The organism is Microcystis flos-aquae FACHB-1344 (assembly GCF_014698375.1).
Classification (GTDB): domain Bacteria; phylum Cyanobacteriota; class Cyanobacteriia; order Cyanobacteriales; family Microcystaceae; genus Microcystis; species Microcystis aeruginosa.
On the sequence record NZ_JACJSW010000125.1, the window covers coordinates 1 to 23,789 of the forward strand.

At 46.8% G+C, this 23,789-nt stretch carries 15 protein-coding genes and 2 tRNA genes; 6 read left to right on the forward strand and 11 right to left on the reverse strand.

From position 1 onward, the window contains the following. Positions 1–749 precede the first annotated feature (749 nt). The 3 genes from H6G48_RS10735 to H6G48_RS10745 all read left to right on the forward strand — a co-directional run bounded on the left by H6G48_RS10735 (position 750) and on the right by H6G48_RS10745 (position 1,570). Positions 750–834 (forward strand) — tRNA-Ser (locus H6G48_RS10735). Positions 835–940: 106 nt separating this feature from the next. Then, positions 941–1,456, forward strand: coding sequence for a GNAT family N-acetyltransferase (locus tag H6G48_RS10740; RefSeq protein WP_002736326.1), 516 nt, complete (start codon positions 941–943; stop codon positions 1,454–1,456). A gap of 40 nt (positions 1,457–1,496) precedes the next feature. Further along, positions 1,497–1,570, forward strand: a tRNA-Pro gene (locus H6G48_RS10745). A gap of 219 nt (positions 1,571–1,789) precedes the next feature. Here H6G48_RS10745 and H6G48_RS10750 read toward each other — a convergent pair. From H6G48_RS10750 to H6G48_RS10775, 6 genes are all read right to left on the reverse strand, one after another. Then, positions 1,790–5,818, reverse strand: a complete 4,029-nt coding sequence (locus H6G48_RS10750) for a DNA-directed RNA polymerase subunit beta' (RefSeq protein WP_190721621.1) — start codon at positions 5,816–5,818, stop codon at positions 1,790–1,792. A 317-nt stretch (positions 5,819–6,135) separates the two neighbouring features. Continuing rightward, positions 6,136–9,447: a DNA-directed RNA polymerase subunit beta gene (gene rpoB / locus H6G48_RS10755; protein WP_061430915.1), complete on the reverse strand. Its 3,312-nt coding sequence runs from the start codon at positions 9,445–9,447 to the stop codon at positions 6,136–6,138. A gap of 183 nt (positions 9,448–9,630) precedes the next feature. Then, on the reverse strand, positions 9,631–10,410 hold the full coding sequence (locus tag H6G48_RS10760) for a TatD family hydrolase (RefSeq protein ID WP_190721623.1): 780 nt from the start codon (positions 10,408–10,410) through the stop codon (positions 9,631–9,633). Between the two features lie 50 nt (positions 10,411–10,460). Beyond that, the gene (gene rpsT, locus H6G48_RS10765; protein ID WP_108937583.1) at positions 10,461–10,754 is read right to left on the reverse strand and encodes a 30S ribosomal protein S20; all 294 of its coding nucleotides are present in this window, start codon (positions 10,752–10,754) and stop codon (positions 10,461–10,463) included. Between the two features lie 214 nt (positions 10,755–10,968). After that, complete coding sequence (gene rpoD, locus H6G48_RS10770; protein WP_190721625.1) at positions 10,969–12,219, reverse strand: RNA polymerase sigma factor RpoD; 1,251 nt, start codon at positions 12,217–12,219, stop codon at positions 10,969–10,971. Positions 12,220–12,958: 739 nt separating this feature from the next. Further along, positions 12,959–14,560 carry a 2-isopropylmalate synthase gene (locus H6G48_RS10775; protein ID WP_190721627.1) on the reverse strand — a complete coding sequence of 534 codons (1,602 nt, stop codon included), beginning with the start codon at positions 14,558–14,560 and terminating at the stop codon, positions 12,959–12,961. A gap of 176 nt (positions 14,561–14,736) precedes the next feature. On the opposite strand from H6G48_RS10775, the gene H6G48_RS10780 reads away from it, so the two are divergent. Next, positions 14,737–15,072 (forward strand): hypothetical protein, encoded by a 336-nt coding sequence (locus H6G48_RS10780; protein ID WP_002783895.1) that lies wholly within the window; start codon positions 14,737–14,739, stop codon positions 15,070–15,072. A 266-nt stretch (positions 15,073–15,338) separates the two neighbouring features. Further along, positions 15,339–16,898, forward strand: coding sequence for an FAD-dependent oxidoreductase (locus H6G48_RS10785; protein ID WP_190721629.1), 1,560 nt, complete (start codon positions 15,339–15,341; stop codon positions 16,896–16,898). Between the two features lie 22 nt (positions 16,899–16,920). Here H6G48_RS10785 and H6G48_RS10790 read toward each other — a convergent pair whose 3' ends face one another. After that, a complete protein-coding gene (locus H6G48_RS10790; RefSeq protein WP_190721631.1) occupies positions 16,921–18,429 on the reverse strand; it encodes a helicase C-terminal domain-containing protein in 1,509 nt (502 codons plus the stop codon). 223 nt (positions 18,430–18,652) lie between these two features. After that, positions 18,653–19,657: a PEP-CTERM sorting domain-containing protein gene (locus H6G48_RS10795; RefSeq protein ID WP_190721633.1), complete on the reverse strand. Its 1,005-nt coding sequence runs from the start codon at positions 19,655–19,657 to the stop codon at positions 18,653–18,655. A gap of 1,017 nt (positions 19,658–20,674) precedes the next feature. Between H6G48_RS10795 and psb28 the strand changes: the two genes are divergently transcribed. Further along, positions 20,675–21,013: a photosystem II reaction center protein Psb28 gene (gene psb28 / locus H6G48_RS10800; protein WP_002796202.1), complete on the forward strand. Its 339-nt coding sequence runs from the start codon at positions 20,675–20,677 to the stop codon at positions 21,011–21,013. Positions 21,014–21,096: 83 nt separating this feature from the next. On the opposite strand, the gene H6G48_RS10805 is transcribed toward psb28, so the two are convergent. The 3 genes from H6G48_RS10805 to H6G48_RS10815 are packed head-to-tail and all read right to left on the reverse strand — an operon-like array spanning position 21,097 to position 23,783. After that, positions 21,097–21,615, reverse strand: coding sequence for an FKBP-type peptidyl-prolyl cis-trans isomerase (locus tag H6G48_RS10805; RefSeq protein WP_147069643.1), 519 nt, complete (start codon positions 21,613–21,615; stop codon positions 21,097–21,099). Between the two features lie 6 nt (positions 21,616–21,621). Beyond that, positions 21,622–21,945, reverse strand: coding sequence for a phasin family protein (locus H6G48_RS10810; RefSeq protein ID WP_002758682.1), 324 nt, complete (start codon positions 21,943–21,945; stop codon positions 21,622–21,624). A 14-nt stretch (positions 21,946–21,959) separates the two neighbouring features. Beyond that, complete coding sequence (locus tag H6G48_RS10815) at positions 21,960–23,783, reverse strand: phosphodiester glycosidase family protein (RefSeq protein WP_190721635.1); 1,824 nt, start codon at positions 23,781–23,783, stop codon at positions 21,960–21,962. Positions 23,784–23,789: the final 6 nt, after the last annotated feature.

The window sequence follows — 23,789 nt, forward strand, 5'->3', positions numbered from 1 at the left end:
TTCTCTAAAAAAATGCAGAATCACGTTGGGGAGCCCTTTGGTATTTTATCCATGACTACAATGCACAGCAAAGCAAAGGATTAAGCCGCCATCACTACTACCGAATCACCACCTAGCCGCTTCTGATATGGTTAACTTACTCATAAAACTATAATAGCACAAGTTGCGAGCAAGTTTAGATAATATTAGTTAGGGCTTGCTGAATAAATGTGAAATGTAGGCAAGGTAAGGGTTTTGTGGCTTTACGAGCGAAACAGGTGCAAGATTTTGAGAGAATCGTGCTTCAAAACCTTGCGTCTTCATCGGCCCGCGTCCTGTAGGGGCGAAGCATTCGGATAGAAAATCTACGGTTTCACCGATAGGTTATTGCCCGAATGCTTCGCCCCTACTTTTTCAGCCGACCCTAGTTAGGGTCGGCTGAATAATGGTAAAACCCTTTTAAAATAAGGCTTTTGACCTGTTAAAATCCGATGTTCATGCTGCGAAAATCGGATTGGGACCCCCAAAAACCTGGCATTATCCTCTTTTTAGTACATAAGCTAGTACAAAAAGAGAGGGCAAGAAAGCCTGAAACGACCGGCTACTGACGACCGACGACCGGCGACCGACTCCTAACCCCACCAACAAACTTTTTGCCGCAAACCCTAGTTAGATTTTTGGTTTTTGTTTCTGACCCTTTTCCCTACATTTGCCGAAAATTTTTGATTTATGCAGGAGATCTAATGATAGGATATAGGTCTAGCTGCCTTGGAGAGGTGGCAGAGTGGTCGATCGCGCTCGACTTGAAATCGAGTAACCAGCAATGGTTCGTGGGTTCAAATCCCACCCTCTCCGTACTCAACCAATCAAATTTGGACTCAGGTTGCCCGATTGTTCGTAGACAGGGGAAAATAAAATATACTAGGCTAAAAGGATAATATTGAGGCAGTAGCCCCCCGGCATGGTTTTTTGGAAAAGATTGTTTAATAGCTCGGAAGTCACTGCATCTCCTGACTATTCGGGAGACTTGGTAGAGGTGGCCCAGAATGACCTTGGACAGACGCGAGTGTTTTTTAGTACCGATCGAGAGCTAGATCTATATGAGTTAGAAGAACTTTGTGACTCGGTAGGTTGGGCCCGTCGTCCTTTACGCAAAGTTAAAAAGGCGATCGAATGTAGTTTTTTAGTGGTGTCGATGTGGGAAGTGCGAGGTAATCGCCGTCGTTTAGTGGGTTTTGCCCGTGCCACTTCCGATCACGCTTTTAATGCTACGGTCTGGGATGTGGTTGTTCATCCTCACTATCAAAGTAAAGGCTTTGGTAAAGCATTAATGAAATTTATGATTAGGAAGTTGCGGGGTGAGGACATCAGTAATATAACTCTTTTCGCCGATCCGCAGGTGGTGGATTTCTATCGTCGTCTTGGTTTTGTTCTCGATCCCGAAGGTATCAAAGGTATGTTTTGGTATCCCGATTAAGAATGCGGATCTTGGGCTATACTAAAAAAGGAGTTTATTTCGGGATGTAGCGCAGCTTGGTAGCGCGCCTGCTTTGGGAGCAGGATGCCGCAGGTTCAAATCCTGTCATCCCGACTTGAGAGAAAATTCTTAAAATCTTAACTTTGTCTCCTTTCCGGTTAACAAAAAAGGTTGCCTTCTTTTATTGCCAAACTTAGGTGAATTAGCCAGAAAATTAGGGAGTTTGGGGAGAGAAGCAGGAGATTCTTGGGGAATAATCGGGGTTTTTCTCTAGAAAAATTGCCCTTGCCTCCCCGTGTCTCCCACTGCTCCTTGTAATATCTCCACAGACGATTATTCTTCTTCGTAATCCTCCTCGAAATCGTCCTCCTCCCCTTCCTCATCCGGTTCTGACCAGCGATCGCTGATGGGTTGGCGACTAAAGCGACTGCTGCCGCGGGAGGAGAGGAAAGCCATCTCATCATCCTCTAAATCGACCACATCACCCTCAGCGTAGGCGCGAGCGGTTTGATCGTCAAGAATCATATCGCTATCCTCACTACTATCGCCGAAACCGGGACGAGGGGGCAAGCCGAGGCCGCCGGGGGGAGCGTAATAGCTACGATTGTTGTAGTTATATTCCTCCTCTGGGGGGGTGTAATCGCTGATCCCCGCCGTGTTTTCGTGGGAATTGAAGCCAGTACCCGCCGGAATCAGACGACCGATAATCACGTTTTCCTTGAGCCCCCGTAACCAGTCGGACTTGCCTTCGATCGCCGCTTCGGTGAGGACGCGGGTGGTTTCTTGGAAGGAGGCGGCACTGATAAAGCTATCGGTATTCAAGGAAGCTTTGGTGATCCCCAGTAGTACAGGCGTATATTTAGCTGCCGCCCCACCGGTGATCGACATGGCTTCGTTTACCGTCTCCACCTGTCGCAGTTCCAACAATTCCCCGGGTAACATACTGGTATCGCCGCCGTCATCGATCCGCACCTTAGAGGTCATCTGACGCACGATCACTTCAATATGTTTATCGGCAATATCGATCCCTTGGGATTGGTAAACCGACTGTACCTGATCAACGAGGAACATCTGGGTTTTTTCCAAGGCTTTCAGGGCTGCCTCGTAACTGCCCAGGCTATCCACATAATAATTAAAGAACACCTCTAAAATCTCGTGGGGATTAGCCTGACCATCGGTTAACGCCTGACCCACATCAATACGCTGATTATCGCTCACCAGAGGGTTTTGACTGCCTAAAAGCGGATATTCACTGATCGTGCCGTCATCCTCGACCACCTTAATATCGACGATCTCAGAATCTTGGTACTCCACTTGACAAACTCCCGGTTTGCGTGCCAGGACACAGGCCTCTTTCGGTTTACGCGCTTCGAGCAGTTCTTCGATTCTCGGTAAACCTTGAATGATATCCCCGGTTTTCGAGCGCTCAAACACCAACAGCACCAAATTATCGCCCCGTTGGACTAGATCTCCCTCGTCGATGTGCAGAATGGCCCCCGCCGATACTCGGTAGGGTCGGGCCTTACGCAGACGGATTTCATAGCCAGTGGTGGTTTTGTCAACGGCCAGCACTTGACCGGAATTGGGGGCTAAAACTCCGGCAGCGATCTCAGCTTCGGCGATTACCAGATCCCCGGCTTTGACGGTGGGAGCAACAGCGAGCGGGAGAATAAACTCGTCTCGGTCACTCACAATTAAAAGACGGCGCACCGCTTCGCTACCCTTGCGAATCCCGCGAATTTCTCCAGCTTCCTTACACTGGATTTCGGTTCTGGCCACCACTGCCCCCGGTGGAATTTCATCGCCATCTTGGACGAGAACGCGAGTCTGAATATTACCCCCTAAAGGATCATTATCACTATCTCGACGCAGCACCAGAGATTCGAGAATAACTAACTGTAAACGCTGACAATCGCTGTCCTCGCACCGCTTCGCGGCTCCCTGCGGGATCGGTTCTAACTCGATATCGGCCGTCAGATGGGAGACCGATTCTGGTTCTTCGCCCTTAATTTCTAGGACTAATTGAGTGCTGATCAGTTGACAACCCTCGACGGATTTAACTCTTTCCCCGTCTTTAAAGAAAATGCGCTGTACCGATCGCAGTTCGATATGTCGTCCTCCTTCTTGGTTAGCGGAACCTTGGGTGGGAGAAGTGGATTGGTCTTGTACGGTGAACTCCTGTACTGGTCGCAGTAGTAAACCCAAACCCTCGTTAGTTTCCACCCATTCCGCTTGCCGTAACTCCTCGATCGTCACTTCGGGAGTCAACTGTGTCCCGGGGTAAATTAACTGTTCTTGGGCAATTCCAGAGGATTCCGGTTCGAGATCCATAAATAACAGCCCCGGTTTGACAATGATCTCCCGGAGGATGTCATTTTTCTGGATCACTTCCACCACACCGCTAGAGTTACAGAAGATGTCTTTAACCACTTCTTCCCCTGCTTCCACATACTGCCCATCTTCCACCTGTAAGAGGGAGATATCTTTATTGACTTCGTGGGTTTCTTCGGGAATCCAGAGGAGCGTGCCACCTTTGGTGATTTCATAACCCTGTTTGCGGCTGCCTTTGGAGACTTCGATATCGACGTATTTAATCATCCCGCCGGTGTGGGTTTGATAGCGATCGTCGATTAACTCGGCGACAATGGCATGATTCTGTACTTTTGTCCCCGGAGTGGTTTTCAGCAGGAAGCGTTGACCATCGACCGTATGAATAATAAATTGTTCCCGACCAGCGCTACTTTCCACTTTTACTTCGGCCTGATCCAAAGACACGGAAGCGGTGACGATATCGATTTCCCGGCTATTGGGGGCTAAACGCACCAAACCGCCGTTAGTGGATACTAACTTAGTTTCCGCCAGAACATCCCCCACTTGTACTGTATCGCCGTTACTGACCACGGGTTCGGCCCCGGTTGGCAAGTTATACACTTCTCCGGAGAGAATCCATAGTAATCCCCCCCGTTGGGCGATGCGGGTGGTGTTGCCTTGGCGATCGGTTTTTTCCTCTGGGACTAATTGCGAGAATAGCACCTCGCCAGCTAAGTCACTGGTTACGTCTTTTGTGGCTTTTTCCGTGGATTTTTGGACTTTATCGGAGGTTATTTCCGCTAGTAACTGTTCCTCGCTTACCATTGCCCCATCGGTGACAAATAGCAGTGATCCCGGAGTCAAAGAGTAGGTGACAGTTTCTTTAGTTTTATCCTTGGGTGTTAATTTAATTTCCCCCGGTGCCTCCACCTGGTCCCGTTCATCCCCGTGGCGAGTTCGCACGTTACGGATACTTAACCCCGGCAGAAAACGCACGGTTCCCTCGAAGGGACTCCGCACTTGCCGGGCTACTTCTCCGGTAAATACGCCCCCGGTGTGGAAGGTACGCATGGTTAACTGAGTCCCCGGTTCCCCGATCGATTGGGCGGCAATAATCCCCACTGCCTCCCCCATATCCACCGGATGACCGTGGGCCAGACTCCAACCGTAACAGGTTTGACAAACTGAGCGGGCCGCTTCACAGGTTAAGGGGCTGCGGACTTTGATTTTATCGACCAGTTTGCCCAGTTTTTCGGCGGTTTCGTCATCGATAATCTGGTTGCGGGTGGCGATCACTTCTCCCTTGACCACCACATCTTCGGCCAAGGAACGACCTAATAAGCGATCGCTTAAGGGAATTAACACGCGATCGCCATCGGTCATGGCGGTTAATTCAACATAACGATTAGTGCCACAATCTGCCTCGCGGACGATGACATCTTGGGACACATCCACCAGACGACGGGTCAGATAACCGGAATCTGCCGTCCGTAGGGCTGTATCAACTAAACCTTTGCGCGCCCCGTAGGAGGAAATAACGTATTCGGTAACGGTCAATCCTTCCCGGAAGTTAGTCTTAATCGGGAGGTCAATAATTTCCCCCTGGGGATTAGCCATTAATCCCCGCATTCCCACTAACTGACGCACTTGGCTCATATTGCCCCGCGCTCCCGAGAAAGCCATCATATAGACGGAGTTGAGGGGATCGGTCACTTGGAAGTTGCGAATTACTTCATCTTTAAGCGATTCAGATGTACTATTCCAAGTGTCAATTACTTTTTGGAAGCGTTCCACTTCGGTGATTTCCCCGCGCACATAACGCTGTTCGGTTTGCCGGATTTCCTGTTCGGCACTTTCGATCATCTGTCGTTTAGCCGGCGGTACGGTTAAATCATCCACACTAATGGAAACCCCCGCTTTGGTAGCGAAACGAAACCCGAGGTTTTTCAATTCATCGGCCATTTGTGAACAGCGCGCCGAACCGTAGTTTTGATAGGCCCAAGCGATCAATTTTTTCAGTTTTCCTTTGTCAACAGTTTGGTTATAAAACATCTCGATCCGGGTAACAAGTAAACAGCTATTAGCTATCAGCCATCGGTGAACAGTAACAAGATTGGTTATAAGGTTTAGGTGTGGGGTGTTGGGGTTTTAGGGTTTTAGGGTTTTAGGGTGTTGGGGTGTTAGGGTTTTAGGGTGTTGGGGTGTTGGGGTGTTGGGGTTTTAGGGTTTTAGGGTTTTAGTTGAATTCCCCCATTTCCCCATTTCCCCATTTCCCCATTTCCCCATTTCCCCATTTCCCCATTTCCCCATTTCCTCATTTCCCCATTTCCCCATTTCCCCATCACCTAACCCCTCACTGATCACTGAAATTACACTTCCGATTCTTCTTCTTCAAGGTCTTCCGTGGTTAAGGATTCGTAGGTGGGGCGAGAGGGGGCGCGACGGCCGACATCGACCATCAGATCCACCTCCACATCGCGGGAAGTACCATCGGGGGCATTTTCCACCTTGTGAACGGCGATATCGAGGCCGAGGGATTGCAATTCTCGCATCAAAACCTTAAAGGATTCTGGCGTACCCGGGCGGGGAATCGGCTTGCCTTTTACGATCGCATTTAAAGCCTCATTCCGTCCTTGCATATCATCGGATTTTACCGTTAGCAATTCCTGCAAGGTATAGGCCGCCCCGTAGGCCTCCAGGGCCCAGACTTCCATTTCTCCGAAGCGCTGACCCCCCTGTTGAGCTTTACCGCCCAGGGGTTGCTGGGTAACCAAGGAGTAGGGACCGGTAGAACGGGCGTGAATTTTATCATCAACCAGGTGAACCAGTTTTAACATATAGGCCATACCGACGGTAACGGGACGGTCAAAGGGTTCGCCGGTGCGACCATCGTAAACCGTGACTTTGCCGGCGTGTTCTTCCTTGAACACCCAATCGCGATTGGGTTTTTTCGAGGCACTTTCTAGCAATCCGTGGACGGTTAAACGGCTGGCTTCTTCCCCATACATTTCATCAAAGGGAGTAATCTTAAAGCGCACGCCTAGATTTTCCCCGGCCCAACCCAGTAAACATTCAAACACCTGACCGACGTTCATGCGACTGGGAACCCCCAGGGGATTGAGAACGATATCGACGGCACGACCATCGGGGAGGTAGGGCATATCTTCTAGGGGCAGAATCCGAGAAATAATCCCTTTATTGCCGTGACGACCCGCCATTTTATCGCCCACTTGGATTTTGCGTTTTTGGGCAACGTAGACCCGTACCACCATATTGGCCCCGGGGGGTAATTCATCCCCCTGTTCGCGGGTAAATACCCGCACATCCACTACCCGGCCTTTTTCGCCGTTGGGAACGCGCAGAGAGTTATCCCGTACATCCCGTGCCTTTTCGCCGAAAATCGCCCGCAGTAGTTTTTCTTCGGGGGGTTGATCCGATTCGCCTTTCGGGGTGACTTTCCCCACGAGGATATCGCTGGCTTCTACCCAGGCACCGATGCGAATAATGCCGCGTTCATCGAGGTTTCGCAGGGCATCTTCACCGACGTTGGGAATTTCCCTGGTGATTTCCTCCGGTCCAAGTTTAGTTTGACGGGCTTCGATTTCGTATTTTTCGATGTGGATACTGGTATAGACATCTTGTGCCACCAGTCTTTCACTGATTAAAATCGCGTCTTCGTAGTTATAGCCTTCCCAGGGCATATAGGCGACGAGGATATTCTGTCCGAGGGCGATTTCCCCTCCTTCGGTGGCGGAACCATCGGCGAGGATCTGCCCGGGGACAACCTGTTCCCCTTGATAGACTAAAGGACGCTGATTTAAGCAGGTATCTTGGTTAGAGCGTTGATATTTCTGAATTTCGTACTCGATCTCGCTCTTGCCGAAAATCTCTTTGTCTTCATCCGCCACTTTGATGCGAATCCGGTTAGCATCGACGTAGGAAACGACCCCATTGGTACGGGAAACGATGACCATGCCAGAGTCGCGAGCGGCCTGTGCTTCCAATCCGGTACCCACAAGGGGACGTTCGGGACGCAGCAGGGGAACCGCTTGTCGTTGCATATTAGAACCCATGAGGGCGCGGTTAGCGTCGTCGTGTTCGAGGAAGGGAATCAGGGAAGTTGCCACCGAGACAATTTGGACGGGGGAAACACAAACGTAGTCCACTTGTTCGGGGGAAGTGGTGGAGAATTCCTGCCGATAGCGCACCGGGATAGTTTCGCCGAGGATATAACCATTTTCATCAGTGGCCACGTCTCCGGGTGCCACCCGCAGATCGTCTTCTTCGTCGGCGGTTAGGTATTTAACGGGGAGATCATAGCGGACTCGGCCATTTTCCACCACATAACAGGGGGTTTCAATAAAACCGTAGTCGTTGACGCGAGCGTAGGTGGCCAGGGAACCGATTAAACCGGCGTTGGGACCTTCTGGGGTTTCCACCGGACAAATGCGACCGTGGTGGGAGGGGTGGATGTCGCGCACGGCAAAACCGGCCCGTTCCCGGGTGAGACCGCCGGGGCCGAGGGCGGAAATGCGGCGTTTATGGGTCAATTCCGCTAGGGGATTGGTTTGATCCATGAACTGGGAGAGTTGCGAGGAACCAAAGAATTCTTTAATCGCCGCTACTAGGGGTTTCGGGTTGACTAGGGAAGCGGGGGTGAGGTTTTGGGATTCGCTGACGGTCATCCGTTCCCGAATGATTCTTTCTAAGCGGTTTAAACCTACTCGCACTTGGTTTTGTAGCAGTTCACCCACGGAACGGACGCGACGGTTGCCGAGGTGGTCGATGTCGTCGGTGTTGCCGATGTCAAATTCGAGGTTAATTAGGTAGTCGATCGCTGCTAAGATGTCGGTGGTGGTCAGAACGCGCTGGTTATCGGGGACGTTGAGGCGTAGTTTTTTGTTGAGTTTATAACGACCAACGCGACCGAGATCGTAGCGTTTATTGTCAAAAAAGCGCGATTCGAGCAGTTGTTGTCCGCCGGTGACGGTGGGAGGTTCCCCGGGGCGTAGTTTGCGGTACAGGTCGAGGAGGGCCTCTTCTTCGCTGGGATTGCCTTCTTTGTCGAGGGTTTTTTGGTAGAATTCGGGATGGCGTAGGGAGTCAAAGATTTCGTTATCGCTCAATCCGATCGCTTTCAGGAGAACTTGGGCGGATAATTTGCGAGTTTTGTCGATTCTGACCCAGACTAAGCCGTTTTTGTCGGTTTCAAATTTTAACCAAGCTCCTCGGTTGGGAATCAGGGAAGCGGAGTAGGTACGGCGACCGTTTTTGTCGATTTCGGCTTTGTAGTAAACACCGGGGGAACGGACGATCTGATTGACGATGACTCGTTCAGCCCCGTTAATGATAAAGGTTCCCCGTTCGGTCATCAGGGGTAAATCGCCGATAAAGACTTCCTGTTCGATGTTTTCTCCCGTTTCTTTGTTGATTAAACGGGTGGGAACGTACATCTGAACGGAATAGGTGCTATCGCGTCGTTTGGCTTCATCGACGTTGTATTTCGGTTCTTTGAGTCTGTAGTCCTGGCCGAGGAAATGTAGTTCTAATTTACCTGTATAGTCGCTGATGGGGGAAAAGCTATTCAGTTCCTCGATTAGTCCTTCTTCCAAAAACCACCGAAAACTGGAGTGTTGGATTTCGATGAGGTCGGGTAAGAGGTTAAAGGTAAGATTGTTCATAGGGTTACAAGGGCTGATGACACGATAGCGACGGTCGGATATCAGTGAGCAGTGAGGGGTTGGGTGTTGGATGTTAGGGTTTTGGGGTGTTGGGGTTTTAGGGTTTTGGGGTGTTGGGGTTTTAGTTGAATTCCCCCATTTCCCCGTCCCCGTCCCCTGCTCTGTGCTAATAAACTATGTTTTTTAACTGGGGAGTTGAAATAAGTTGCGGGCGTTCTGGGTGGTTTGTTCGGCTATGGTTTCGACGGGATAGCCCCGCAGACGGGCGACGGTTTCGGCCACAGGTCGGACGAAAGAGGGTTCACAAGGTTTACCGCGGTGGGGATTGGGTGAGAGAAAGGGGCAATCGGTTTCGATCAGTAGGCGATCGCTGGGGACAATTTGGGCGGCAGCTTGCACGGTTTTACTGTTTTTGAAGGTGACAATGCCGCTAAAGCTGATGTAAAAACCCAAATCTAAAAACCATTGAGTTTCTTCGGGGTTGCCAGTCCAGCAGTGCATCACGCCGCGAATTTTGCCCACTTGTTGCCGAAAGGCGATGATCTCCTCCCGCATGACTGGGGCTGCATCTCGACAATGGATAATCACGGGTTTATCGAGACGATGGGCGATTTCTAATTGCGTCCAAAAGACCTGTTTTTGCTGCTCTTGATTATCCGCTTTATAGAAGTCTAAACCCATTTCCCCGATCGCCACGACGCGCCGATCAGATCGGGCTAGGGATTCGATCTGATCGGCACTATTATCTCGCCATTTTTGGGCATCTAGGGGATGTAAACCGACGGCGAAGGAAATTTCCTCAAATTGATCGGCAATGGCTTTAATCGCTGCAAACTCTTCCGGTTCGACACAGGAGTGAACCAGATGAACGACTCCCACACTTCGCCAACGTTCGGAGATAGCGGGCAAGTCGGCTTGCAAAACGTCAAAGTTCAAATGAACGTGCGTATCTATTAATTGCATCGACCCCCGATCGCTTGTTGCGTCTGTCCTGATTACAGCTTACTCGTTTCTTAGGAAGCTTGGCTAACTTTTTGCCAAGCTTTGGCTAAACCGGCTTTTTTTCTAGCGCCGTTGTTCCGGTGCAAGACGTTGCGCTTGACGGCTTTATCGATTTTACTGTAAGCTTCCGATAGAGCTTGTTGGGCGCTTTCTAGCCCTTCTGGGCTGGGGTTGGCTCCGTAGGCCGAGACAGCGACAAGACATTTTTTGATCAGGGTTCTTACGGCTGACTTGTACGCTTTGTTGCGGAGACGATTTCTTTCGGAGATTTGGACTCGTTTGAGTGCAGACTTTGTATTAGCCACAGTCGTTTCTTGTTCTCAATGCTGGTATGGTTAATCGGGACACAGACAAACCATAATAACAGATTTGTGCTATTTGTTGCAAGAGTTTTCTGGACAAGATTGGGGCAACCCCAGAGATATTTTCAGGATTAGGTTCCCACCGATGGGGAAGTGTAGATGACTGTAAAACTGAGTCTCCTTGAGGCTCAGTTTCTAGTTTTTTAAGGACGGGAAGTTAACGAATGTACTCTTTGAGGATACTATTACGGTTAGGGTGACGCAGTTTCCGCAGGGCCTTGGCTTCTATTTGACGAATGCGCTCGCGAGTGACGTTGAAAATCTGGCCGATTTCTTCGAGTGTTTTCATCCTGCCGTCATCTAAACCGTAGCGCAGACGCAGCACATCGCGTTCGCGAGGACTAAGGGTATCGAGGACGTTTTCTAAATCCTCGCGTAATAAATTTTTAGAAACTTCATCTTCTGGGGTTTCCCCATCCGCTTCGATAAAGTCTCCTAAACGGGAATCTTCTTCTTTACCGATGGGAGTCTCTAGAGAAATAGGTAATTGGGCAGATTTAGCAATAAAACGCAGTTTTTCAATGGTCATCTCCATCTTGGTGGCGATTTCTTCCTCGGTGGGTTTGCGACGCATTTCCTGAGAAAGAATCTTGGTGGTTTTTTTGATCCGGGAGATGGTTTCGTAGAGGTGGACGGGAAGTCTAATGGTGCGGGATTGATCGGCGATCGCCCGGGTGATGGCTTGACGAATCCACCAAGTGGCATAGGTGGAGAATTTATAACCCTTTTCGTGGTCGAATTTTTCGGCGGCGCGGATCAAACCGAGGGAACCTTCTTGAATTAAATCTTGGAAGGAAAGACCGCGGTTCATGTATTTCTTGGCGATGGAAACCACTAAACGCAGGTTCGATTGTACCATTTTTTCCTTAGCGCGACGACCATGGTACAAACGACGCTTAAAGGCCGATAAGTATTCCTTTGATTTGGCCAGCCATTCTTCCAGCAGGGGAGCCGTTAGCTCCGTCTTACCTAAATAAGCCTTAATATCCGATAGTTTCGGCTCTTTTTCCGATTTTTCAACGATAATTTTTTCGATGCGCTCGAACAGGAAAACCTGTTTTCCCCATTCAGCATCGCTATAGAGGCGAAAATCTTCGCGAATACGTTCTAATTTCAGTAAATCTGCGATTTTTCTCGCTAATTCGATCTCCTCCTCCGCTCTCAATAACCGAATCCTGCCGATCTCTTGCAGATAAATCCGAATCGAATCTTCTGTATAGGGTTTTTTTCTAGCGGCGTCGCGACGACGAGCGCTGGCAAGGCGGCGGGTTTTTTTGCCATCGTTGCTATCGCTGGTTTCTTCTAGCTCTAACTCGATATCCTCATCATCGAAGTCTTCGTCTAGGTCAATCAAATCTAAATCCAATTGCGGCTCGGTAAGGGTTAGTACATCGTGGGCCTGCATCATGCCGTTTTCCTCTTGCTCCTTCTGTGCAAAACTAGAAGATCGAATCTCAATCTAGGTGATACTGAACGAATTTGTGTCTCAAATCCGAGACGGGGAAAGACTTTTCCGATTGTAGCTTTAATTACAACAAATGGGAGAAGATCTTTGCTTAAATTCTCTTGTGTCGATGGGATTTTAGCGACACGGAATGCTGTTTTAGCTCGGTCAACTCATAATCTGGCTCCTGCAAAAATTGGGTAAATGGCTGGAGGACTGAAATCCGATCACCCGATTGTCTGCGGTGCTGACCAGATAGCTAACAATCAAAGGAATTATGGGGTGGGTTAACTGTTCCCAATGGCAAGGGGAACAGCATCCCTGTGGGCCCTTGCTAATTCCTTTGTTCCTTAGCCATTGTCTTTAATTTGATCGGATTCTTACGGATAAATTTCATCCCTCATTGCTTTTACGGGAATCTGTTTTTAGTACATACGCACTATGACAATGGAGCGCAAGCTCATAATATTAACTTAGCAACATTTTAGAAATTTGCGAGACAAATTTAAGATTTTCTCCAACAGCGCCATGGGGAGTGGGAAGTGGGGTGGTCACTGCGTGCGCGTTGCGGGGGGAAGTGGGGAAGTGGGGAAGTGGGGTGGTGGGGTGGTCACTGCGTGCGCGTTGCGGGGGGAAGTGGGGTGGTGGGGAAGTGGGGGAATTTCAACTAAAACCCTAAAACCCTAACACCCTAAAACCCTATCTAGACTTGTACCATTTCTGGGTTTTTTTCCTTCTGCTGCAGTGCGACGTGGAGACGGTTTAAGGCACTGACGTAGGCGCGAGCGGAGGCGACAATAATATCGGTATCGGCCGCGTGAGCGGAGTAGGTGCGTCCTTCGTAACGGAGACGGATAGTCACTTCTCCTAAAGCATCGATTCCCTCGGTAACTTCTCGCACCGAGAAAGAAATTAATTCGTTAGGAATCTTCACCACTCGATCGATCGCTTTGCAGAGAGCATCCACCGGCCCTGTACCAATGGCCGCATCGGATAACTCGCTACCGTCGGGATTGCGAATCGTTACCGTGGCCGTGGGCCGGGCACTATTTCCACAGGACACTTGTACTAATTCGAGGCGGAAGTGATCGGGAACAGTATCGATTTCATCGTTAACAATCGCTTCCAGATCGCGATCGGTGATTTCCTTTTTGCGATCAGCCATTTCCTTAAACTGGATAAAAGCGTTATTAAGTTCCGTTTCCGAAAGTTCAAAACCCAATTCCTGTAAACGAGAGCGAAAAGCGTTGCGGCCGGAGAGTTTCCCGAGGACAATTTGATTATGAGTCAAACCGATCGATTCTGCATCCATAATCTCATAGGTGAGTTTATGTTTTAACACCCCGTCCTGATGGATTCCCGACTCGTGTGCGAAAGCGTTAGCACCGACGATCGCCTTATTCGGTTGCACGATCATGCCGGTAAGATTAGAAACTAGGCGAGAAGTGCGATAGATTTCCTTGGTGTTGATCTTGGTTAAAGGTTCCGTGGACTCTGCTGGACGACCAAGGAAAGGATTAAAATAGGAGCGCCGGACATGAAGGGCCATCACCAACTCTTCTAGGGAAGCATTACCGGCACGCTCACCGATGCCGTTAATGGTACATTCCAACTGTCGAGCGCCATTTTTAACTGCTTCGAGGAAATTAGCCACCGCTAACCCTAAATCGTCGTGACCATGGACGGAGATAATCGCTTGGTCGATATTGGGGACATTTTCCTTAATTCCCCGGATTAAAGCCCCAAATTCGCTGGGGGTGGTGTAACCGACGGTATCGGGAATGTTAACGGTGGTGGCTCCTGCGGCGATCGCTCTTTCGAGGACTTGATAGAGGAAGTCCGGATCGCTGCGGCCGGCATCTTCGGGGGAAAATTCCACATCATCAACGAAGGATTTGGCATAGGCCACCATTTCTGGCACAATCTCAAGAACTTCCTGACGAGTCTTCTTAAGTTTGTATTGGAGATGTATATCAGATGTGGCTAGGAAGGTGTGAATTCTGGGCTTGGCGGCGGGTCTGAGCGCATCGGCGGCAGATTTGATATCTTTTTGGGTAGTGCGGGCTAATCCGCAAATAATCGGGCTATCAGCTTCGCTGCCGACGCTGGCGGCAATTTTCTGCACCGCATCAAAGTCCCCCGGACTAGCGTGGGGAAAACCCGCTTCAATGACATCAACTCCCAGTCGTGCCAGTGCGCGCGCTATGGTTAGCTTCTCATCCACATTTAAAGCGGCACCCGGGGACTGTTCCCCATCTCGAAGGGTGGTATCGAAGATAATCACACGGTCTGGACTGGTATTCATAGTTTTTTTGTACCGTTAACGAACTTGGGAGTTGTTCCTCTGATTATAGCAGCCGGGGCCGAGGGGGTTGTTAAGGAAAATTGCGCTGAGAATTTCTCGACTTGCTCGCGCTTTTCCTGCTTGCCCTTTTTTTGGCTACCATAGAGGATATAGATAAATTGGCGAGGGAGTTAACAATGTTTGGCAAACCAGCGAAAGAACCGAACCCACCGGAGGTAAAAGACCTACAGGAGGTGATGTTTTCGATTAAGCAAAATCTCGAACCAGATCAGGATAAAACTGATATTAATCTTGTGGAGACTCCCCCGCCAGAGGTGGTTACTGTAGTTGAAAATATTAGTAAAATTCTCTCTCCCTATTTTATCGTTTTGGTGGGTTTATTTCTCTATGATCGGAATAGTTTTATCGGTTTTTTGTTAGTCTTTACGGGAGTTTTAGCAATTTTCGGAGTTTCTCTCAAGGATATTAATAAACTCATTGAAGAAGGGAAAAAGTTTTTCCAATCTAAATAGGTTTCTCGTATAGAGCAGTTATCTTAATGGTGAGATGGCCAGTCTCTAATGTTAGGAAACGGCTAGAAGGGAGCTTTTTTAAGTGAGCAGTAAACAGTGAACTGATACTAAATCCAGTTATTAAAAACTGATTATTTATTCTCCCCTTTGCATGAGTGCCTCTTGCATGAGTGCCTGTCCTGATATGTAACCTATACTCAACGGATTTAGTATGATAACTGAAAACTCACATCTGATAACTGATAACTGATAACTGATATAAGATTATGTCTTTAGTTGCATCTTTACTTGATCGAGTATCTCCTCAGAGTTTACAACAATTGCGGGCCAGCGATCGAGCTTGGCAAGCTTTGCGCTTAGAAAATCCGGTTATTCCTGCGGTAATTAATCAAAGTCAAGAATCTTTAGGAGAGACGGATTTTGATCTAGTGATTGCGGGGGGAACTTTGGGAATTTTCATCGGGGCTGCTTTGCAAACTAGGGGCTGGCGTGTGGCATTATTAGAAAGAGGTATTCTGCGCGGTCGTGAGCAGGAGTGGAATATTTCACGTTTAGAATTAAGCAGTTTTTTAGAGTTAGATTTATTGACCGAAGCTGAATTAAATCAAGCGATAGCGACGGAATATAATCCTGGGAGGGTGGGATTTTATCAAGGTTATGAGCTTTGGGTCAGAGATATTTTAAATATCGGTGTTGATCCGGTTTATTTGCTAGAGACTTTAAAAACTAAGTTTTTAGAAGCGGGAGGAAAGTTATTAGAAAATTCGGGGTTTAGCGGGGCGATTATTCATCCAGATGGAGTAATGGTTAAAACGGGAGAAATGACTTTAAAAACCCGTTTATTAATCGATGCCATGGGTCATTTTTCAGCAATTGCAAAACAGGCAAGAAAAGGGGAAAAACCCGATGGAGTTTGTTTAGTGGTGGGTAGTTGCGGTCAGGGTTTTCCCAGTAATGAAACTGGTGATTTGATTTATTCTTTTACCCCAATCTTGCACCAATGTCAATACTTTTGGGAAGCATTTCCCGCTAGGGATGGTCGGACAACTTATTTATTTACCTATCTCGATACCCATCCCGATCGCTTTAGTTTAGAATTTTTGATGGAGGAGTATTTAAGATTACTGCCGGAGTATCAAAAGGTAGATTTAGAAGCGGTAAAATTTCAGCGTTTTCTAGCGGGTTTTTTCCCTGCCTATCGTCAAAGTCCTTTAAAGATGCCTTGGTCAAGAATTCTAGCAGTGGGAGATAGTAGCGGTAGTCAATCTCCGGTCAGTTTTGGTGGTTTTGGGGCAATGGTCAGACATTTAAAAAGGCTAACTTTTGCCATCGAGGAAGCTTTACAAATCGATGCTTTAAACCGAGAAGATTTAGCCCTTTTACAACCATATCAACCTAATATATCGGTAACGTGGCTATTTCAAAAAACCATGAGTGTCCAGATATATGCTAACCCTAATCCCAATCAAATTAATGACTTAATGAGTGGAGTTTTTCGGGTAATGGATAAGTTGGGAGATGAGGTCTTAAAACCATTTTTACAGGATGTGGTGCAGTTTTCTTCCCTCTCAAAAACTTTGCCTTTGGTTAATCCTCAATTAGTTTTACCGATGATTCCGCAAGTGGGTATCAGTCCTTTTATCGATTGGACGGGACATTATTTTAATTTAGCTTTGTATAGTGGTTTATATCCCTTGGCAGCCACCTTAAAACCTGTTTTAGAAAAGTTACCCGACAAGCAAAAATATCTTTACCATCGTTATTTAGACAGTTGGAAATATGGCTCTGGGGGAGATTTTATCAGTAAACTGATAACTGATAACTGATAACTGATAACTGATAACTGATTTAATCTTTATCTTGAAAAAATTGTTGATCGAGATAATTAACTTTAGCATAGGGTTCTAAAGCGGAGAGAATTTGTCGGCCATAACTGCGGGCATTGACACGATTATCGAGGACAGCCACACAACCTTGACACTCCCGGAGAGACTGGACAGATTGCTGAATTTCCCTCACTGCTGTGGGTAAAAGATAGGCACGAAACCAGTCGAGATGTTGTCGTTTGTAGTAAGCAATTTTGCCAGCAACGAGAGGATTTTCGGGGGATGGTAAGGGTAAAGTAGCGATAATTAATAAACTGGGAGTCGGAAATTTTTCTTGATGGGTTTGCCAGAATTGCCAACCACAAACCAGAATAGTATTATTATTAATCTCAGTTTTTTCCACTTGCACTCGCGAACCGTAATCGGCTGCGATTTGGGTGGCAATTTGTGCCTTGAGGGGAACATCTTCAATCAGGATTACTATCGGTTGTTCACTGGTATGATTAGCACTAACTAATTCCCGCACTTGCTTTAATAACATCGGTTGAAATTCGGGTGTGTTGGGGGCGCTGATGCGATCGGGTAGATATAAATGAATATATTCACTTTCGCGATCAGCTGCAAACTTTAGAGTTAAAATTTCTCCGATACCCTGATTTTGACGGTATAAATTAGCGGATTTTTCGCTATCTAAAAAACTGCCGATTAAAACAAAGGGTTGCTGCTGCCAAATCGGTTTGAAAAAACTAGCCACCTCCAAAGGGCTGATTTTTAGGGTAAATTCTTCTCGCTCTCGATCTACTGATGTCCAGAGGAGATAATTATGCTCGGGGATTTTTGCCGCTAAAAGTTGCCAAACAGAGTCAGTGGTTAAGTCTTGATGCACGCGTTGTAGCAGAGCAATTATATATTCTTTTTCCTTGGCATCAATAAGATAGCAATTATAGGGATTAATGGGATGACCAAGAATACTTTGGCTAAGTTGTGCTTTAATTAAGTCTATAAACTCTCTATGCTGGGGATATGCTGACTCTAAAGCGAACCATTGTTCGGGAGTAATGGTGACGGTGAGATAATCTACTAGACAAGTTTCTAAATCTTCGGCTCGATCGATTATCGTGGGGATATTCTGGGGAAAATGACCGAGATTGTCCAATTTATCCTCTAACCATTGTTGGGGTGTGGTGAGGAGTAAACCGGTAAAATTAGCTGGAAAGCGATCGCTTTTGAGGATGTCTCGCTGAGTTTGTAACCATGCTTGCAGATGGGGGATTTCCACTTCTAACAGTAGGTTTACTTCCGACTCTGGGGCAACAATCAGAACAGGTGTATCACCCAAAAGGGCTGGGGTGAGATAACTGAGACAATAACGGGTGAGAGTAGTTCCAGTTTGTATGAGAGAGGACCGTTTTAAGCGTAAGGCTCTAGCCACCAGTCGCCCCATAGTGAGATGATGAGACCAATAAAAGCGCCCTTGTTCCCGTAAAAAAGCGCGTAGGGAAGAATGAACCGCTGCTTCTAATAAAACCATCTCATCTCAGTTATTGGTTATCAGTGATCGATCATAGCCTTGATTTTGCCACTGATTGCACTCCGAGAGTCCTGAAGGGGTGATTTATACCATTTTTCAAAAGTAATAGCAGAGATGGTTAATTGCCCTCACCCCCAACCCCTATCCCAGAAAGGGAGAGGGGAGTAGGAGGCAAGAGGCACTCTTGCCTCATCTCCACAAGCAATTTAAATTCGCGGGCAGCTTAGGATTTTTTACCAAGGCGAGATATTAAGGCTCCGATGGCACCGATACCGAAAATACCCAGTGTCATCGATGGCTCGGGGACGGGAGTGGGACTGATGGTGATAAACATTCCAAAAACGTTATCATCATCGGTTGGGTTCTGTGTTGTTAAGCGAAGGAAGGTATCTCCCAGTGAGATAAAAGGAGCGGGATTAGCGCTATTGCCAAGAGCGAGGTTGTAGTATTCGTCATCTGGATTAGTGTGCATAGGGTCAGCGGTTGGGTCGACATTGGCAGGATTATCACCTATTCCCCCAACAGTTATTAAGTTTCCATTGTCTGAGAGTTCACCAGTAGTGCGGTCATCCGCCCCTCCTGCACTTGTGGTCAATCGTCGATTATTGGTCGAATTAGTGGTTACATCAATCTGGGTGAATTGCCCACTCGGTTGACGGCTGTAACTAGAGGCGAGTGAAACCAGAAAAGCTCCTCCAGTGTAAGGAATACTAGCAAAATTAAACTCAACTGTGTCTCCTGTGGTGGACAGTTCCCCGTCCAAGATAACGGAGGTAAAACCTTGGGTAGAAGGATTGCTGTAGGCAACAACAAGAACCTCACCATCGTTATCGCCATTCTCAAGGATACTAAAGTCTTGTAATCCTCCCGTAAAAGAAGAAGCGATGATACTGGTGACATCCCAACGGGCGGTGGTAGCTGGGTTTTGCTCGGGACCAAGAATAGTTGCTGAACTCACGGAAAGTGTCGTCCCATGAAAAATTACGTCGTAAACTGGACTTTTATCCCAGATGGAAGTGGCATAGAGATAAGCCCTCTGAATAGTAGAACCTGTGGGTATATTGGCTTGAATAACTCCGTTGTTAGAGAGGCTTCCGAAGCCGTCAATAGAAAGGGCAGCGTCGGGAATGACATTTCGTACCAGCAAAGTAGCGGAAGCAGGGGCAATGTTTAGGCAAAGTCCAACAGTAATCCCCAGGGGGAGCAATGAATAAGTCAGTTTTTTCATGATGAGCAACTGGCAACAACTTTCAGATTATAGCGTTTATCATGAAGATGGAGTGTGGCGGTATTTGTCATCATCTCTGGACGATCAGATAATATTCCGACGTTCCGCCGTTCCGTCGTTCTCTAAAACCAGAAACTTCGTATCTCACTGTTAAGATAACTACTAATAGACTGCATATCTATTCATAATTTGTTTAAGTCAAATTTTTCAAAAGTAATGGCAGAGATGGTTAATTATGCTCACAACCCAAAATTTCTCCCAGAACGCCGTTTTTGGGCGTTTTTGAAATAGGGTAAGCGTTTCCAGCTTAGGTTCTTGTTTACTTACGATAGACATAGCGTGCTAACAGATTTAAAAAACATTGGCTGTAAAAGATTACTTTTGCAATTAGCTTTGACAAATCTCAACCTAGTCTAGATCAGAAGCGGGAAGCAATGGCAACAATTTAATTTAGTCTGACTATGAGCATACAGCCTTTATACAAAGACTTGTGTGATTTGACGCAGTAAAAGAAGTATTTAAGGACACAAGTAAGCTAAAACACGCGTAATTAGTCAGCGCAATAAAAAGTTTTAATTGAGAAGGGACAGAACCCTGACAGGGGCTGTATTATAGAGGGCATGGAAATTAACGACCGACTAGAACGCCGGAACTATTCCATCAAATTAGTTACCTCCAGAGAAGCAACTTGAGCCACTTTGCACACTTTTGTCTTTTTGTCAAATTTTGTGTTAAGAAAGATGTGACACCGAATCCGTTTTTAATAGTGTGATTAACTCCCAAGTTATGGATTGTTTTTCCCTGCTCCCCGCTCCCTGCTTCCCACTCCCCACTCTCCACTCTCCTATACCTTTTAAATGGGATTTAGTATGACTAATGGATAGGCCTGCTACGAATAAGGAAAAATGATATTGGTATTGATATTTTGAGCTTATGCTGTCCCATCTGCTTTTTACTTGCGACTTGGTGTGAGATGATCTAGAAATGTGTATTTCATGACAAGGATAAAGAAAAGTAATGGCAGAAATTCAGTTTTCCAAGGGGTTAAAAGAACCTGTTGTTCCCGATATCCGCTTAAGTCGCACTAAAACGGGGGAGAAGGGATCGGCAGAATTTTATTTTAAGCAACCGACTATCCTGGGAGATCAACAAACCGAGGAAATCACGGGGATGTATCTCATCGATGAGGAAGGGGAAATCGTCACCACGAAAGTAAAAGGCAAATTTATCAACGGTAAACCCATGGCGATCGAAGCTACGGTTATTTTCAATTCTCCCGCAGAGTGGGATCGTTTTATGCGTTTTATGGAGCGTTACGGTAGCGAAAACGGTCTAGAATTTACTAAATCTTCCTGATTTGGCCCTTAGCTTTCGGCAATTTGTCAAAAAACCCGCATTCGGGATCGATGCGGGTAGAGGTGAAAAATCAGAGGAAAAACCTATTTAACTGCCAACAATTCCACATCGAAAAGTAAAGTCGCGTTGGCAGGAATCACCCCACCGGCACCCCGCGCACCATAACCCAATTCTGGGGGGATAATTAAGGTACGCTGCCCACCGACTTTCATCGATGCGACTCCTTCATCCCATCCTTTGATCACTTGACCAACTCCAATGGTAAAGGTAAAAGGTTGATTGCGATCCTTGGAACTATCGAATTTTTTGCCGTCTGTCAGGGTTCCCGTGTAGTGAACAGTCACTTTTTGACCTTTTTGAGGACTTTCTCCAGTTCCTTCCACGATATCTATGTATTTTAGTCCCGAATCGGTGGTGACTGCTTGATCTAAATCCATGGAGATGATTTCCTTATTAATAGTTTGAGTGATAGCGGGTGGAGCGATTTCTGCGGCGATCGCATTGGTTTTTTCCCCTCCACCAAAGAGGGAAGCAACGATTAAAAATAAGCCACAAACCGCAATAATAGCAAAACTGAGCAAGATTTCGCGCATTGATTTCATAGTTCCCTAACGCCAGAGTTTATTCTCTAAGTCTCTCACCTGCCGTTCTAATCTATCAATCCTTCCCCGCAGTTCATCCATTTCCGATTGTCGGGGAACCCCTAAATCCTGCAAGATATTGCGGATATAGCGTTCTAAGTTATTCTCGAAGCTCCCTTGTTCAGACTTCATCTGTGTCATCAGATCATCGACAAAGTTTTTAGCCTGATCGGAATTGATTTTACCGTCTTTTACTAATTCGTCGCTCACTTCTTTGATCTTTTCTGCCACCATGGAAGTGGTGCCAATACCCATCAGCAGCAATTGTTTAATCCAGTCGCTATTATCCATTGTTTTCACCCCCTTCAAGGAGACGGTGATAAAAATATTCCTATTCCATTATGGACTTTTGCGGCGGTAACAGCAGAGCGATCGAGCAGATAACCCGCCAAGGCTATCCCGGTGGAACTACCCCCATCTAGGTTTAAACCGTCCTTTGCCGACATTAACAGCAAAATTCGGGCTAATTCGCCTAAAGTTGCCCCCCGTCCCCCGACGCGATTATGGATAGCCACTAACAAAATTTTTCCTTCTCGGCTGACTGCGATCGCACTGCGGGAAGCTTGTTGATTTTGGAATGCAGGACTAAATTTTTCGGCATTTCCATCCAAAACTATGCGCCCATTCTGCAATAATAGGGGGCCAGCACCTAAAATCTGGGGATAATCAGCAAAATCTCTCGGTAGGGTGACGCTATCGAGGTTGACTCTTTCACCAATATTTAAACTAATATCTGTCTTTCGGCAGATGACTAAATAGCCGTTTTCCGGTATGGCGATACTGTCCTGTGGCAAAAGATTATTTAATTTCTCCGTCACGCGATCGCCTTGAACGACTAACCCGGTTTCGCGCTCGGTGAGGGGATGATAATTACTCCCCCAATCGCGAGTATAACGACTGCAGCCGGCTGTCAGGAAAGCACTATTTAACTGGGTTAGGGGAAAACGTTGTCCGGTGGCAGTAATCAGGGTTTCCTCTAAACTCAGGCGATCGATCCTGATTTTACCACGATTATCCCATGCGATCGCCCCTCGGTTTAAAATTGGTCCGGATAACCATTTGCCATCCACACGAATTGCCCCCAAAGGTAACTGATTATTACGATTAAAAAAGCCGCCATTAATCATCGCTACCGCGTTACTTTCGCTATTAATCGTGATCAGGGGATTAGTGCCGCGCATTGAGGTGGAATTAGCGGTAATTGGTTTAATAGTTATCTGAGGATTTCTGGGATCGATTTCTAACCAAGTCACGGGAAACCAATCTTGATCTAACTGGATATATTTTTGATTCCAGATTAACCCTGGTTGCCAAACAATGCGCTTTTCATCCATAGCATCGGGACGAGAATCAATGATAATTCGGGGAGGATTATCCACACTGCTGATCTGTAATCCGTAGGCAGTGGGAAGGTTAATTTTTAAACGACTGATCACCCCATTATTTTCTAAGGAAGTGATCTGAGTAGGTAAGTTATTATTAGAGTTACCTAGATCATCTTCATCGTTATTTTGATTACTGTTGCTGATAGTTTGGGGTTGAAACCTAGAGATAAGGGATTGCTGGGCATTTCCTTCTAGGGTAATCACTGCTTGATTTTTTGCCTGACTGACTTGCCAAAAGGTCGGGCGATCGAGTTGAATAATAATCCTTTGTACTGCTCCATAATTTTCTAGCTGAATATCTTGCATCTGGGGAGCAGCAAAGTTAATAGTTAAACTATCGCCATTAATAGTGGTTGTTGCCCCCATTTTTAGTAAAATATCTGTAACGTCTAGCCAGCGATCGGAATCGATTAAATTAGCCGATAAAGTTTGTAAATTAAACCAGCTTATCGGTTGCTTTTTTGGATCATTTGTGCTAAGAAAATCCATGCCGAATAATTGTCTTGCTCCCGTGTCACCCATGGCGATTCTGGTACTATTTGCTGTTGTCCACTGTCGCCAAGAAACGGGCAAAGAACGACCATTAAGAATAATTTTTTTTCCCTGTTGCTGGTTTGATAAATCCCTAGAAGCTAAAGTTATTGGTGATCTGTGATCGGCTAAAGATATAGCTGGACTGCCGATAATTATCAAGGAAGTTACCGTTAAACAGATAGATGATAAATTCAGATAATTTAACTTCATAAATAT

Coding starts and splice junctions, on each gene's coding strand:
- H6G48_RS10740 (WP_002736326.1), top strand. CDS start 941: ATGGTTTTTTGGAAAAGATTGTTTAATAGCTCGGAAGTCACTGCATCT.
- H6G48_RS10750 (WP_190721621.1), bottom strand. CDS start 5,818: ATGTTTTATAACCAAACTGTTGACAAAGGAAAACTGAAAAAATTGATC.
- rpoB (WP_061430915.1), bottom strand. CDS start 9,447: ATGAACAATCTTACCTTTAACCTCTTACCCGACCTCATCGAAATCCAA.
- H6G48_RS10760 (WP_190721623.1), bottom strand. CDS start 10,410: ATGCAATTAATAGATACGCACGTTCATTTGAACTTTGACGTTTTGCAA.
- rpoD (WP_190721625.1), bottom strand. CDS start 12,219: ATGATGCAGGCCCACGATGTACTAACCCTTACCGAGCCGCAATTGGAT.
- H6G48_RS10775 (WP_190721627.1), bottom strand. CDS start 14,560: ATGAATACCAGTCCAGACCGTGTGATTATCTTCGATACCACCCTTCGA.
- H6G48_RS10780 (WP_002783895.1), top strand. CDS start 14,737: ATGTTTGGCAAACCAGCGAAAGAACCGAACCCACCGGAGGTAAAAGAC.
- H6G48_RS10785 (WP_190721629.1), top strand. CDS start 15,339: ATGTCTTTAGTTGCATCTTTACTTGATCGAGTATCTCCTCAGAGTTTA.
- H6G48_RS10790 (WP_190721631.1), bottom strand. CDS start 18,429: ATGGTTTTATTAGAAGCAGCGGTTCATTCTTCCCTACGCGCTTTTTTA.
- H6G48_RS10795 (WP_190721633.1), bottom strand. CDS start 19,657: ATGAAAAAACTGACTTATTCATTGCTCCCCCTGGGGATTACTGTTGGA.
- psb28 (WP_002796202.1), top strand. CDS start 20,675: ATGGCAGAAATTCAGTTTTCCAAGGGGTTAAAAGAACCTGTTGTTCCC.
- H6G48_RS10805 (WP_147069643.1), bottom strand. CDS start 21,615: ATGAAATCAATGCGCGAAATCTTGCTCAGTTTTGCTATTATTGCGGTT.
- H6G48_RS10810 (WP_002758682.1), bottom strand. CDS start 21,945: ATGGATAATAGCGACTGGATTAAACAATTGCTGCTGATGGGTATTGGC.
- H6G48_RS10815 (WP_190721635.1), bottom strand. CDS start 23,783: ATGAAGTTAAATTATCTGAATTTATCATCTATCTGTTTAACGGTAACT.